This is a genomic window from Pseudoxanthomonas sp. J31 (assembly GCF_000510725.1).
Classification (GTDB): Bacteria; Pseudomonadota; Gammaproteobacteria; order Xanthomonadales; family Xanthomonadaceae; genus Pseudoxanthomonas.
Genome location: NZ_AZNZ01000008.1, coordinates 121,723 through 135,033, shown reverse-complemented (window position 1 = coordinate 135,033; position 13,311 = coordinate 121,723). Strand labels below are relative to the sequence as shown.

The window sequence follows — 13,311 nt, the reverse complement described above, 5'->3', positions numbered from 1 at the left end:
CCGGCAAACACTTCCTGCGTCATTCGCCGGAAGCGCCATCGTCCTGGGCGTCGGCGGGCGATTCACCGCGCTGGATGCGCTGGTAGATCTCCTCGCGGTGCACGGCGACGTCCTTCGGCGCGGTGATGCCAATCCGCACCTGGTTTCCCTTGACCCCGAGCACGGTAACGGTGATCGAATCACCGATCATCAAGGTCTCGCCTACACGGCGGGTCAGAATCAACATTTTCGTTCTCCATGGCGTCGGCGGCCTCTCGGTGCCGACGCAGGGCTTCGGGTGAAGCCGCGCGCATCCGGTGTGCAGCGTCGGGGTCGGTGGATCGTACTGCCCGCCCTACGGTGCGGCAAGCGCGTGGCCGACTGTCAGCTGACTCAGGCAATACGCTCGGCAACCCACGCAGGCACGTCGGCAAGGGCAGGCGCAAGGGCGGGCCCGTCCTCGCCACCACCCTGGGCGAGGTCCGGGCGGCCACCGCCCTTGCCTCCAATACGACCGGCGACATGCGAAAGAAGTTCGCCGGCCTTGATCCGCCCCGTTGCGCTGCCGTTCACGCCGGCGACCAGGGCGACCTTGCCCCCCTGCGCGCCGGCCAGCAGCACCACCGTGTCGCCAAGCTGCTGCTTGAGGCGGTCCACCGCCTCGCGCAGGCCCTTGGCGTCGATGCCTTCCAGGCGCGCGGCCAGCACCTTGATGCCGGACACGTCCACCGCCGAACCGGCCAGGTCGGCGGCGGCGCTGCTGGCGGCCTTGGCCTTGATCGATTCCAGCTCGCGCTCCAGCTTGCGGATGCGCTCGGCCATCGCGCGCGCGCGATCGACCACGTCGCCGCGGCTGCCGCCCAGCAGCGAGGCCGCCTCGTCCAGCGCGCGGCCCTCGCCGGCCACGTGGTCCAGCGCGGCCTGGCCGGTGAGCGCCTCGACGCGGCGCACGCCGGCGGACACGCCGCCTTCGCTGACGATCTTGAACAGGCCGATGTCGCCGGTGCGCGCGACATGGGTGCCGCCGCACAGCTCCACCGAGTCGCCCATCTTCACCACGCGCACACGCTCGCCGTACTTCTCGCCGAACAGCGCCATCGCGCCCATGTCCAGCGCGTCCTGGATGCCCATCTGCTGGATCACCACCGGATGGTTGGCGCGCACCTCGGCGTTGACCATGCGCTCGATCCGCGCCAGCTCCTCGGCCGACACCGGCTGGAAGTGCGAGAAGTCGAAGCGCAGGCGGTCCGGCGCCACCAGCGAGCCCTTCTGCTGCACGTGGGTGCCCAGCAGCCCGCGCAGGGCGCCGTGCAGCAAGTGGGTGGCGGAGTGGTTGAGCACGATCGCGCGGCGGCGTTCGGCATCGACCGCGCCGCGCAGCACCTGGCCAAGCTTCAGCCCGCCCTCGAGCACGCGCACGAAGTGGCCGTGGAACTGGCCGGCGAACTTCTGGGTGTCGGTGACCTGCAGCTTCGCGCCCTCGCCCTCCAGCACGCCGGTGTCGCCGACCTGGCCACCGGACTCGGCGTAGAACGGGGTGCGGTCCAGCAGCACGATCGCCTCCTCGCCGGCGGCGATGGCCTCAACCGGACGGCCGTCGTGCAGCAGGGCGACGATCTTCATGCCCTCGGCCTCGAGCGCGTCGTAGCCCAGGAACACGGTCGGCTCCAGGGTGGCGACCAGCTCGGCCGGCAGCTGCACGCCGCCGCCGAACTTGCCGGCCGCGCGCGCGGTCTCGCGCTGCTGCTCCATCGCCGCCTCGAACCCGTCCACGTCCACGGTCAGGCCGCGCTCGCGCGCGATGTCCTGGGTCAGGTCCAGCGGGAAGCCATAGGTGTCGTACAGGCGGAACGCGTCCACGCCCGGGATCACGCCGCTGGCCTGCGACGCGACTTCCTCGAAGATCTTCATGCCGGCGTCGAGGGTCTCGGCGAAGCGCTCCTCCTCGGCCCTGAGAGCGCGCTCGACGGTGTCGCGCGCGGCCGGCAGCTCGGGATAGGCCTGGCCCATCTGCTCGACCACCGCGTCCACCAGCTTGTGGAAGAACGGCTGGCGCACGCCCAGCATCCAGCCGTGGCGCAGCGCGCGACGGATGATCCGGCGCAGCACGTAGCCGCGGCCCTCGTTGGAGGGCAGCACGCCGTCCACGATCAGGAACGCGCTGGCGCGGATGTGGTCGGCGATCACGCGCAGCGACTTGTTCTCCAGGTCGGAGGTGCCGGTCAGCTCCGCGGTGCGGCGGATCAGCGCCTGGAACAGGTCGATCTCGTAGTTGCTGTGCACGTGCTGCAGCACCGCCGCCAGGCGCTCCAGGCCCATGCCGGTGTCCACGCACGGCGCCGGCAGCGGCACCAAGGTGCCGTCGGGCTGGCGGTCGAACTGCATGAACACCAGGTTCCAGATCTCGATGAAGCGGTCGCCGTCCTCGTCCGGCGAGCCCGGGGGGCCGCCGGCGATGTGCTCGCCGTGGTCGTAGAAGATCTCGGTGCACGGGCCGCAGGGGCCGGTGTCGGCCATCTGCCAGAAGTTGTCCGAGGCGTACGGCGCGCCCTTGTTGTCGCCGATGCGGATGATGCGGTCCTCGGGCAGGCCGACCTGGTCGCGCCAGATCGCGTAGGCCTCGTCGTCGGTGTGGTAGACCGTGACCAGCAGGCGCTCGGCCGGCAGCTTCCACACGCCGGTCAGCAGTTCCCAGGCCCAGGCGATCGCTTCCTTCTTGAAGTAGTCGCCGAAGGACCAGTTGCCCAGCATCTCGAAGAAGGTGTGGTGGCGGGCGGTGTAGCCGACCGAATCGAGGTCGTTGTGCTTGCCGCCGGCACGCAGGCAGCGCTGGACGTCGGCCGCGCGCACGTAGCTGCGCTTTTCCGCGCCCAGGAACACGTCCTTGAACTGGACCATGCCCGAGTTGGTGAACAGCAGGGTCGGGTCGTTGCCCGGCACCAGCGGCGCGGACGGCACGATGGTGTGGCCCTTGCCCTTGAAGAACTCGAGGAAATCGCTGCGGATGCGCGCGGTGGTATACGGGGTGGTGGGGGTCATCTGGCTTCGGCTGGCGGACGGGTCCGGGCCGGGACGCGCCTGGCGCGCCCGGACGGACGGGAAATCAACCGGTAAAGGGTATCAGAGCGCGGCCTCCGGCCGGCGGAACGCGGGGCCCTCCCCTGTCCGCCAGGCCCCGACGCGGCCCGCGAGCGCCGGCCTGGCCTCAGTCGTCCGGATCCCAGCGGGTGGCGGCGCGGATGGCCTCGCCGTCGAATCCGCGGCGGGCCAGCAGGTCGGCCGCCTTGCGTCGCTGGGCCAGGTCGGCCGGGCCGGCGGGCCCGAAGCGGCGCCGGACCAGGTCGCGGGCCAGCTCGGTCCAGTCGCCCTCGAAGCCGTCCATGGCGGCGGCGACCACCTCGCCGGGCAGGCCATGGGTGCCCAGTTCGGCGCGGATGTACAGCGGCCCGTAGCCGGCATTGGCGCGGCTGCGGACCAGGAATTCGGCGAACCGGGCATCGTCCTGCCAGCCCCCCCCGGCCAGGCGCTCCACCGCGGCCGAGGCCTCCTCGGCGTCCACTCCGCGGGCGGTCAGCTTGCGGGTCAGCTCCCGGCGCGAGTGCTCGCGCCGCACCAGCAGGCCCAGGGCGCGCTGCACCGGGGTCTGCGGGGTGCGCGGCTTGCGGCGGGAGGGGGAGTCTTCGGTCATCGGAGCTGGCAGTGGATGGCGCCGGGACGGGGCTCAGGGGCGGTCGGGCGGTCGCGCGGATGGCCTGCGCGAGGCAGCGAACTTCGCCGTGCCGCGGGCAGGCTGGGGTGCGGGCAGCGGCAACGCGGCGGCGGTCGCCCGCAGCAGGCGCCGCAGCAGCTCCGGCTCCTCCAGGGCCCATCCAGCCGCAGCCAGGGCCTGGCGCCGGGGTACGGCGGGGCCTCGCTGGCGTCCGGCAGCAGCGCGCGTGCCTCGGCGGTGGGCTTGAGGAGCAGCTGGTTGTCGGCGGCGACGGCGACGAAGCGGCCGTCCAGGTAGAACCCGTACTCGCCAAACATGCGGCGCGCGGCCAGCGCGGCGCCCAGTCCGGCCTGTTCCAGCACGTATTGAAGGAACTGCGGATCGGTGGCCATCGCCTCCTCCTTTCCGGCCGGCCTGCGTCCCGTCGCGCCGCCCAGGTTGCGCCATCCCTGGCACCGGACCTCCTGGATGGGGAACCGTTCCCCGCCGGCGCGTCACTGACAGCACGCCGGCAGGGAACGGAGAGACGGGTGGACTCAGTCCGCGGCGTCCTCGTCGCGGGCGGCCTCGGCCGGCTGGAACTTCTCGCGCAGCTCGGCTTCGAGCTTGGCCGCGACCTCGGGGTTCTCGCGCAGGTACTGGCGCGCGTTGTCCTTGCCCTGGCCGATGCGCTCGGAGCCGTAGCTGTACCAGGCGCCGGACTTCTCCACGAGCTTGGCTTCCACGCCCATGTCGATCAGCTCGCCCTCGCGGCTGATGCCCTCGCCGTACAGGATCTCGGTGACGATCTGCTTGAACGGGGGCGCCAGCTTGTTCTTGACCACCTTGACCCGGGTCTGGTTGCCGATGATCTCGTCGCCCTTCTTGATCGAGCCGATGCGGCGGATGTCCAGGCGCACCGAGGCGTAGAACTTCAGCGCATTGCCGCCGGTGGTGGTTTCCGGGCTCTGGCCCGGCATCATCACGCCGATCTTCATGCGCAGCTGGTTGATGAAGATCACCAGGGTGTTGGAGCGCTTGATGTTGCCGGTCAGCTTGCGCAGCGCCTGGCTCATCAGGCGGGCCTGCAGGCCGGGCAGCTGGTCGCCCATCTCGCCCTCGATTTCCGCCTTCGGGGTCAGCGCGGCGACCGAATCCACCACCAGGATGTCGACCGAGCCGGAGCGCACCAGCATGTCGGCGATTTCCAGCGCCTGTTCGCCGGTATCCGGCTGCGACAGCAGCAGGTCGTCGACGTTCACGCCCAGCTTGGCGGCGTAGATCGGATCCAGCGCGTGCTCGGCGTCGATGAAGGCGGCGGTGCCGCCCTGCTTCTGGCACTCGGCGATGGCCTGCAGGGTCAGGGTGGTCTTGCCCGAGGACTCCGGGCCGTAGATCTCGACCACGCGGCCCTTGGGCAGGCCGCCGATGCCCAGGGCGATGTCCAGCATCAGCGAGCCGGTCGGCACGACCTCCACCGGTTCGACCACGCGGTCGCCCATGCGCATCACCGAGCCCTTGCCGAACTGCTTCTCGATCTGGCTCAGGGCCGCCGCGAGGGCGCGCTTCTTGTTCTCGTCCATCTGGGTGTGTCCTCGGTGTCAGTGAGTGTGTGCGTAGTGTGGCCGGGGGCGGTCGCAAAAGCTGCGACGCACGGAGCGGCGTGGCACCAGGCTAGCGGGCCGGGCCGGGCGCGCCCATCGCCGGAGTGCCCGGCATGGCGTCGGAAGACGCCGCGTTCGCGGCCGGCTCACCGGTTGGGGCGGACCAGGCCGCAGTAAAGCCCCTCGATCGCGAAGTCCTGGTCCGGCAGGACCTCGATCGGGGCGTAGTCGGGATTGCGCGGCAGCAGGCGGATGCGGTCCTTGCCGATCTTCAGCAGCTTGACCGTGATCTCGTCGTCCACCCGCGCCACCACGATCTGGCCCGAGCGCGCTTCGCGGGTGCGGTGCACCCCGATCAGGTCGCCGTCGAAGATGCCCTCGTCGCGCATGGAATCGCCCTGCACCCGAAGCAGGTAGTCCGGCGACGGCGAGAACAGCACCCGGTCCAGGACCAGGAAGCTCTCGGCCAGATCGGTGGGGACGTCGGCGCCGATCGGCATGCCCGCGGCCACCCGCCCCAGCACCGGCAGGCGCAGGGCGTCGTCGTTGGCCGGCGGCAGCGCCAGTTCCGGCTGCAGGGCCGGCGGCAGCTGGCGGAGACGGATGCCACGGGCCCGGCCCGGGACGCGTTCGATCGCGCCGGCGGCCTCCAGGGCCTCCAGGTGGTATTGCGCGGCGCGCACGCCCTTGAAGCCGAAGGCGCGGGCGATTTCGGCCTGCGAAGGCGGCATGCCCTCGGCCTCGATGCGCTCGGCGATCAGCCGCAGGATCGCCTGCTGGGTGTCGGTCAGGTCCATGGTTAGCAGTAATACTGCTAACCGACGCTCGGCGCAACCCGGCCACACAGTCTTGACCCGGGCATAAATTTCTTTATGTTTTGCGTAAACAACCCGCTCAAGGAGGAGCGCCATGACCCCGGAAATGAAGATCCGCCGGCACGGCTACCGCCTGATGTCGCTGGCCTCGCTCGGCACCGTCGTCAGTGTCACCCTCGGAATGGGTTCCGCCCTGTGGCTGCTGTCCGGGCACGGAAGCCTGTTCGGGGCCTGGATGGTATTCGGCCTGCCCTGGGACGAAGCCAGCCGCCTGCCGCCCGGTGACCGCGGCCTGCTGGCCCTTTCGATCCTGGTCGCCACCGCCGCCTACGTCGGGCCGCTGGCCGCAGTACGGCGGCTGGGCAAGGCGCTGTATGCCTGCGATGCGCTGTCGCCGGCGGTGGCCACCGCGTTCATGCGCCTGGCCCACTCGCTGCCGCTCTCGGCGGCGCTGGTCGTGGCCGCCGGCGTGATCGCCGCGGTGGTGCGCAGCCAGCAGGGCGACTGGGTACTGCACATCACCGTGGACACCAACCCGTACTACTTCCTGCTGGCCTGCCTGTGCCTGTACAGCGTGGCGCACCTGCTGCGCCTGGCGGTGCGGGCGGCCGAAGACGCGCGGAGCATCGTTTGATGCCGATCGTGGTCAACCTCGACGTGATGCTCGCCCGCCGCAAGATGAAGTCCAGGGAACTGGCCGACGCGGTGGGCATCAGCGAGACCAACCTGTCGCTGCTCAAGCAGGGCCACGTCAAGGGCGTGCGCTTCGCCACCCTGGAGGCGATCTGCCGGGTCCTGCAGTGCCAGCCCGGCGACCTGCTCGAGTACCGGCCGGAGGACTGATCCGGCCGAACCGCGGCGCGCCGTCAGCCCAGCAGCGCGGCCACGCCTTCCAGCGCCTTGCCCACGGTCTGCCGCCGTACCGCCTCGCGGTCGCCCTCGAAGCGGAACACCGAGGCGCTGGCATAGCCGCCGCGGCGCTTCCAGGCAATCCATACCGTGCCCACCGGCTTGTCCTCGCTGCCGCCGCCGGGCCCGGCGATGCCGGTGACCGCCACTGCGAGGCTGGCGCCGGAGTGCACCAGCGCCCCGGAGACCATCTCGATCGCGGTCTCGCGGCTGACCGCGCCGTGTTCCTCCAGGGTCTGCGGGCGCACGCCCAGCAGCGCCTGCTTGGCCTCGTAGCTGTACACGACCATGCCGCAGTCGAACCAGGCCGAGGAGCCGGCGATGTCGGTCAGGCACTTGGCGATCCAGCCGCCGGTGCAGCTCTCGGCGGTGACCAAGTGCTCGCGCGCGGCGGCGAGGCGGTCGCCGAGGGCCTGCGCCTGCTCGCGCAATTGGGCATCGGTGGGTGGAAGCATCGGCATGGTCCGTGGGAAGGAACCGCACCGTTCTACCGCAGAACCACGCCCGCTGTCGTGCGCCGGCGCAATGCGCCGGCCCGCGGGCGCCGCTCAGGCGTGCCCGCAGCCATGGCAGGGTTCGCCGCCGCCGGCCTCCATCTGCAGGGTGACGTGGGCGATGCCGTGGCGCTCGGCGATCATCCCCGCCAGCGCGCGGCGCACGGCGTCGGCATCGGCGTCCTCGCCCACCACCACGTGCGCGCTCAGCGCCGGCGTGCGCGAGGCCAGCGCCCAGACGTGCAGGTCGTGCACCCCGGCCACGCCGGCCTGGGCCTCCAGGTCGCGGCGCAGCGCCTGCAGGTCCACGCCGTTCGGCACGCCTTCCATCAGCACGTTGAGCGCCTCGCGCACCAGGATCCAGGTACGCGGCAGCACCCACAGCCCGATCAGCACCGCCAGCAGCGGATCCACCCAGGTCCAGCCGGTGAAATGGATGATGCCGGCGGCCAGGATCACCGCCAGCGAGCCGAGCATGTCGCTCCACACCTCCAGGTACGCGCCCTTGAGGTTCAGGCTCTGCCCCGCGCCGGCATGCAGCAGCTTCATCGCCGCCAGGTTGCAGGCCAGGCCGACGCAGGCCACGCCCAGCATGCCCAGGCTGGCCACCGGCAGCGGCGCGCGGAAGCGCTGCCACGCTTCCCACAGGATGTAGCCGGCCAGCACGAACAGCAGGCCGCCATTGGCCAGCGCGCCCAGCGCCTCGAAGCGGGCGTAACCGTAGGTGCGGCGCGCATCCGGTGGGCGCCGCGCCAGCCGCACCGCAACCAGCGCGATGCCCAGGGCAAGGGTGTCGGTGGCCATGTGCGCCGCATCGGACAGCAGGGCGAGGCTGTTGGTCAGCCAGGCGCCGACCGCCTCGGCCGCCAACACCGTGGCGGTCAGGCCCAGCGCCCACCACAGTGGGCGCTCGTGGCGGATCTCCGCGGGCACGTGGCTATGCCCGCCCGGGCCGTGGTGGTGGTGCCCGCCGTGGCCATGCTCGTGCCCGTCGTGGCCGCCCGCGGCGTGCGCGCCGGACGGAGCATGGTCGTGGCGGCCGGAGCCATGGGCGTCGTGGCCATGTTGCCCGTGTTCGCGCGCGTCATGGCCGGCACCGGCGGGCGCATGCACGCACCCGCCTGCGCCTAGGCCTGGATCGGCGCCGGTCCGCGCCGTCTGCGGATGATGTTGGTGTGCCATGGGCCGCACTATCGGCAAAGCCTCCGGCGGAGACTATTACAAGTCCGCGGGCGGTTGCCGCGGCGCAGGCCGGTGCCCCGGCACCGGGGCACCGGCGCCGCCAGTCAGAACTTCCAGCCCACGCGTGCGTAGTAGAAGCCGCCGTTGAAGCCGTAGGGCGAATGCACCGGATAGGCCGCACCGGCCACCGATGCACCCCAGGGGTTGTCGGCCGGCGTCTCGTCGAACAGGTTCTGCGCGCCGATGTTGAAGTACAGGCCGGAGGCCAGCTCCCAGCCGACCTCCGCATCCACGATCAGCTTGCTGCCCTCGTGGATCGGAAGCCCGCCGTCCTCGGCCCGGACCACCCCGCTGTCCAGGTGGTCCTCGTACCAGGAGCCGTAATAGCCCAGGCGCAGGTTGGCATGGAACACCTCGCGCTGGTGGTTGATGCTGAAGTAACCCTTGGTCCTGGGCAGCGACTCCTCCAGCTTGTACACCCGCGCCTCGTCGATGAAGTCCGGGTCCCAGGCATCGACCTCGGTGCGGTTCCAGTTCAGCGCAAGTGAATAGGTGGTGCGCCCGCCGAAGTGCGCGGTCTCCACGCTGGCCACCAGGTCCACGCCGGTGGTGGTGGTGTCGAAGGCGTTGCCGAAGTAGGTCACCGAGGAGATCGACGCCGCTTCCGGGTTGCCGCCGGCCACCAGCGCGGCGCGCTCGGCGTCGCTGAGGTCGAAGCTGGTGCTCAGGGCGATGCGGTCGTCCACCTCGATGCGGTAGGCGTCCACGGTCACCAGCCAGTCACCGCTGTCCCAGACCAGGCCCAGCGACAGGTTGCGCGACTCCTCCGGGCCCAGCGGCCGCGCGCCCTTGAGCTCGGCGATCGGGTTGGTCGGCGGCAGGGTGGCGATGTCCTGCAGCGAGGTGCCGCCGAACACGGTGCTGATCTGGCTGATGTTGGCCTGGCCAGGGGTCGGCGCGCGGAAGCCGGTGCTCAGCGCACCGCGCAGGGCGAAGCTGTCGCTGGCGTCGTAGCGCGCGGTGAGCTTGCCATTGGTGGTGCCGCCGAAGTCCTCGAAGTCCTCGTGGCGCACCGCCGCCGCCAGCAGGAACCGCTCGGTGGACTGGGCTTCCACGTCCACGTATACCGCCCAGTTGCTGCGGTCGAAGGTGCCGGCGGTGCGCGGGCTGAAGCCGTTGAAGCCGTTGGAGCCCAGGGCGAAGCCCTGTTCGGTGAGCGGGCCGATGCCGGTGGAGGCAGCGTCGCCCTCGCTGACCTTGAAGCTCTCCTCGCGCCATTCGGCGCCCAGCGCCAGGCGCAGCGGCCCCTGGCTGAAGCCCACGTCGAAATCGCGGCCGAGGTCGACGTTGATGCCCTTTTCGGTCTGGGTATTGCCGCCGGGGCGGAAGCGCAGGTTGGCCGGCTGGTCCGGGCCAAGCGAGGCGTTGACCGTGTTGTAGATCAGGAACTCGATGTCGTTGCGGCCGTAGCTGGCGCTGAGGTCCCAGTGCCAGGCGCCCCATGCACCCTTGGCCCCGGCCACCACCGAGTAGTCCTCCAGCTCGCCACCGAAGCGCGGGGTGAAGCCGCCCGGCAACGTCTGCAGGAAGGTGAAGCAGTTGCCCGGCAGCGCCGCGACCTGGGCGCTGACCGTGCTGTACGGGAACAGGTTGCCGTCGGCATCGCGCAGGGGGATCACCGGGCAGCCGCCGGCGCCGGTGAGGTCGCCGACCAGCAGGGTCTGGCCGTCGTCGTTGGAGTACACGCCCGAGCGCGCGGTCGGGTCGCGGAAGTAGAAGCCGCCGTCCACCTCGCGGCTGGCGTAGTTGCCGAACAGGTAGAAGTCCACCGTGTCGCCGGAGATGCCGAGGTTGGCGACGAACCTGAGGTCGTCCTCGACCTTGGGCGAGCCCCAGACCTGCGCCGGCGCGGGCACGCCGGGGTAGCCGGCGGCGATCGCGGCGGCTGCATCGTCGCGCTGCACGCTGCGCGAGGTGTCGTCCGCCTCGCGCCACTCCAGGGTCAGGGTGGCGAAGCCGCGCGCGGTGAGCGGCAGGCCCACCTGCGCCGAATACTGGGTGGTGAAGCCGTCGCCCTCGTAATACTGGCCGGCGAAGGCCTCGAAGGCGCCGCCCTCGTTGGCCTTCTTCAGGCCGAAGTTGATCACCCCGGCGATCGCGTCGGAGCCGTATTGCGCGGCGGCACCGTCGCGCAGGACCTCCACCTGCTCCAGCGCCAGCGAGGGGAACACCGACAGGTCCGGACCCTGCGCGCCGTCGGACAGGCCGTGGCCGAGGAAGGTGATCACCGCCGAGCGGTGGAAGCGCTTGCCGTTGACCAGGACCAGGGTGTTGTCCGGTGGCAGGCCACGCAGGTTGGCCGGGCGCACCAGGCTGGCTGCATCGTCGATCGGGATGGTGCTGACGTTGAACGAGGGCACCAGCACCCGCAGCTGGTCGAGGGCATCGGTGGCGGCCTGGTTGCGGAATTCGTCGCCGCCGAGGATGTCGATCGGCACCGCCGATGAGGACACCGAGCGTGGCTGGCTGCGGTTGCCCAGCACCGACACGGTATCCAGGTTGGTGGCACTGCCCTGCGGGGCCGCGGCCTCCGGCGAAGTCCCGGCCCCGTCGGGTGCCACGGCCTGCGCCAGTACCGGGGGACTCGCCACGGCCAGGGCCGTGGCCATGACAGCCTGGACGGCAATCGCCAACCGGGCACTCGGGAACATCACGCGCCTGCTATGGAGCGGTTTCATGCTGCGCCTCCGGATTAACTGGTGGTTTTCGTTGGGCTCCCCATCCGGCACCGACATTCGGTTGGTGCGCTGCAGCATTACATCCAAACAGGCGCGCGTTGGCAAACCGAAAAATCAATCACGGGTGATTTTCGATAATCCACGTATGCAAGCGGAATTAACCAGCAAGCGATTGATTACATGGCATTTCCTTATATGCACCGAACAGGTGCGATTCATTCGCCAGCACCGTTTTGATTCGCACCATCACCAAAATGGCGCCCATCATGCTTGCGAATGAATTACTCCAGCCGGCGTTTTATCCGGCACGGAATACCGCCCCGCCCCCTTGGCCACCTGTCCCGCCCCCCGCACGGATCGCCGGCCGGCCTGCGCGCCGCGTCGTCACGCAGGCCCTCCGCGACGGGCGATAATTGGGCATGGATGGTTCCCCCGACATGTCGACTTCCCCTGCCCCACACGCCCCCGCACACCCGCCTCCCGACCCCCAGCTGATCGCCGACTGGACCTGCCGGCTGCAGAGCGCCGGCGACGAGGTCGCACGGCTGGTCGAGGACCTGGTGGCCGCCAACGCTCCCGCGCTTGCGGAGTGCTTCTACGGCGGCCTGCTCAAGGACCCGCGCGCCAACCGCTTCCTCGACCCGGACCAGGTCCAGGGCCGGCTCAAACCCTCGCTGCAGCGCTGGCTGCGGCAGCTGGCCAGTGCCCGCGCCGGCGATGTCGAATCGCTGCACCGCCTGCACGAGCACGTCGGCCAGGTGCACGCCCGCATCGGCATCCCGGTCGACCTGGTCGGCCGCGGCACGCGCATTCTCAAGGAGCACATGCACCAGGTGATCGGCGCCACCGCCGACGCCACGCTGGCGCTGCGCGCCAGCCTGCACCTGGACGGCCTGATGGACCTGGCGCTGGAGTCGATGACCCGCGCCTACGCCCGCTCGCGCGAGGCCGCCAGCGAGCTGGACGGCTCCTTCCGCCTGTTCTCGCTGATCCAGAACGTGGGCACCGAGCGCGAGCGCCAGCGCGCCCTGCTGCTGGCCTGGGAGAACGCCCTGCTCTACGCCCTCACCGCGGACCAGCCCGGCCCGGTGGAGAACCTGCTGGTCTCCCGCTCCGAGTTCGGCCTGTGGTTCCTGCACAAGGGCATGGCCAGCTTCGGCGAGACCAGCGAGACCCGCCAGGTCGGCGAGCTGGCCGAGCGCATCGACGCGGCCCTGCGCGAGCGCCTGCCGGGATCCGGCAGCGCCGCCGAACGCCGCGCCCTGCTGGACGAGATCCGCGGCTGGGCCGCGGAGATCCGCAACCTGGTCGGGGTGCTGTTCGAAGGCATCGGCGACCTGGAGTCCGGCCGCGACGCCCTCACCCGCCTGCTCAACCGCCGCTTCCTGCCGACCATCCTGCGCCGCGAGGTGGCGCTGCAGGCCAACACCGGCCGCCAGTTCGCGGTGCTGATGCTGGACCTGGACCACTTCAAGGCGATCAACGACCAGTACGGGCACGAGGCCGGCGACCGCGCCCTGCAGCACGTGGCCGCGATCCTGGTGGAGAACACCCGCGGCAGCGACTACCTGTTCCGCTACGGCGGCGAGGAGTTCGTGGTGGTGCTGGGCTCGGTCAGCCGTACCGAGGCGGTGGCCATCGCCCACGCGCTGCGGCGCGCGATCGCCGAATCGCCGGTGCTGCTGCAGGGCGGCGTGCGCCTGCCGCTGACCGCCAGCATCGGCGTGGCCCTGCAGGACGGGCACCCGGATTACGAGCGCGTGCTGGCCCGCGCCGACGCGGCCATGTACCAGGCCAAGCGCGGCGGCCGCGACCAGGTGGTGGTGGCCGACGGCGGCCTGCCAGACCCGCCGGGACAGCGCGCCTTGCGGGGCTGAGCGCGGCCGCGGCCGCTACAATCGG

Annotated in this window: 13 protein-coding genes; 4 read left to right on the top strand and 9 right to left on the bottom strand. The window is 70.9% G+C overall.

The genetic code is table 11. The annotated features are described in order from the left end of the window. Positions 1 to 19: 19 nt before the first annotated feature. The 6 genes from csrA to lexA form a co-directional block, all read right to left on the bottom strand. On the bottom strand, positions 20 to 226 hold the full coding sequence (gene csrA, locus PSEJ31_RS0110425) for a carbon storage regulator CsrA (protein ID WP_028915416.1): 207 nt from the start codon (positions 224 to 226) through the stop codon (positions 20 to 22). 146 nt (positions 227 to 372) lie between these two features. After that, a complete protein-coding gene (gene alaS / locus PSEJ31_RS0110420; RefSeq protein WP_028915415.1) occupies positions 373 to 3,018 on the bottom strand; it encodes an alanine--tRNA ligase in 2,646 nt (881 codons plus the stop codon). Positions 3,019 to 3,184: 166 nt separating this feature from the next. Beyond that, complete coding sequence (recX, locus tag PSEJ31_RS0110415; protein WP_028915414.1) at positions 3,185 to 3,667, bottom strand: recombination regulator RecX; 483 nt, start codon at positions 3,665 to 3,667, stop codon at positions 3,185 to 3,187. Next, a complete protein-coding gene (locus PSEJ31_RS15975; protein ID WP_232211016.1) occupies positions 3,664 to 4,080 on the bottom strand; it encodes a TfoX/Sxy family protein in 417 nt (138 codons plus the stop codon). The genes recX and PSEJ31_RS15975 overlap by 4 nt, the downstream gene beginning before the upstream one ends. 144 nt (positions 4,081 to 4,224) lie before the next feature. After that, positions 4,225 to 5,250, bottom strand: a complete 1,026-nt coding sequence (recA, locus tag PSEJ31_RS0110405; RefSeq protein ID WP_019398747.1) for a recombinase RecA — start codon at positions 5,248 to 5,250, stop codon at positions 4,225 to 4,227. 167 nt (positions 5,251 to 5,417) lie between these two features. Then, positions 5,418 to 6,068: a transcriptional repressor LexA gene (lexA, locus tag PSEJ31_RS0110400; RefSeq protein ID WP_019398746.1), complete on the bottom strand. Its 651-nt coding sequence runs from the start codon at positions 6,066 to 6,068 to the stop codon at positions 5,418 to 5,420. 112 nt (positions 6,069 to 6,180) lie between these two features. On the opposite strand from lexA, the gene PSEJ31_RS0110395 reads away from it, so the two are divergent. Together PSEJ31_RS0110395 and PSEJ31_RS0110390 are read left to right on the top strand one after the other, a co-directional pair. Then, entirely contained in the window at positions 6,181 to 6,720 is a 540-nt protein-coding gene (locus PSEJ31_RS0110395; protein WP_028915413.1) for a hypothetical protein, read from the top strand. After that, the gene (locus PSEJ31_RS0110390; RefSeq protein WP_028915412.1) at positions 6,720 to 6,929 is read left to right on the top strand and encodes a helix-turn-helix transcriptional regulator; all 210 of its coding nucleotides are present in this window, start codon (positions 6,720 to 6,722) and stop codon (positions 6,927 to 6,929) included. The genes PSEJ31_RS0110395 and PSEJ31_RS0110390 overlap by 1 nt, the downstream gene beginning before the upstream one ends. Positions 6,930 to 6,952: 23 nt before the next feature. Here PSEJ31_RS0110390 and PSEJ31_RS0110385 read toward each other — a convergent pair whose 3' ends face one another. From PSEJ31_RS0110385 to PSEJ31_RS0110370, 3 genes are all read right to left on the bottom strand, one after another. Beyond that, positions 6,953 to 7,450, bottom strand: a complete 498-nt coding sequence (locus PSEJ31_RS0110385) for a CinA family protein (protein WP_026010542.1) — start codon at positions 7,448 to 7,450, stop codon at positions 6,953 to 6,955. Positions 7,451 to 7,543: 93 nt separating this feature from the next. Beyond that, positions 7,544 to 8,422 carry a cation diffusion facilitator family transporter gene (locus PSEJ31_RS0110380; RefSeq protein WP_019398742.1) on the bottom strand — a complete coding sequence of 293 codons (879 nt, stop codon included), beginning with the start codon at positions 8,420 to 8,422 and terminating at the stop codon, positions 7,544 to 7,546. A gap of 353 nt (positions 8,423 to 8,775) precedes the next feature. Continuing rightward, positions 8,776 to 11,340 carry a TonB-dependent receptor gene (locus PSEJ31_RS0110370; RefSeq protein WP_028915411.1) on the bottom strand — a complete coding sequence of 855 codons (2,565 nt, stop codon included), beginning with the start codon at positions 11,338 to 11,340 and terminating at the stop codon, positions 8,776 to 8,778. Here PSEJ31_RS0110370 and PSEJ31_RS16915 point away from each other — a divergent pair. Together PSEJ31_RS16915 and PSEJ31_RS0110365 are read left to right on the top strand one after the other, a co-directional pair. Further along, complete coding sequence (locus PSEJ31_RS16915; protein ID WP_147208439.1) at positions 11,339 to 11,689, top strand: hypothetical protein; 351 nt, start codon at positions 11,339 to 11,341, stop codon at positions 11,687 to 11,689. The genes PSEJ31_RS0110370 and PSEJ31_RS16915 overlap by 2 nt on opposite strands. A 157-nt stretch (positions 11,690 to 11,846) precedes the next feature. Further along, the gene (locus tag PSEJ31_RS0110365; RefSeq protein WP_028915410.1) at positions 11,847 to 13,286 is read left to right on the top strand and encodes a GGDEF domain-containing protein; all 1,440 of its coding nucleotides are present in this window, start codon (positions 11,847 to 11,849) and stop codon (positions 13,284 to 13,286) included. The last annotated feature ends 25 nt before the right edge of the window (positions 13,287 to 13,311 follow it).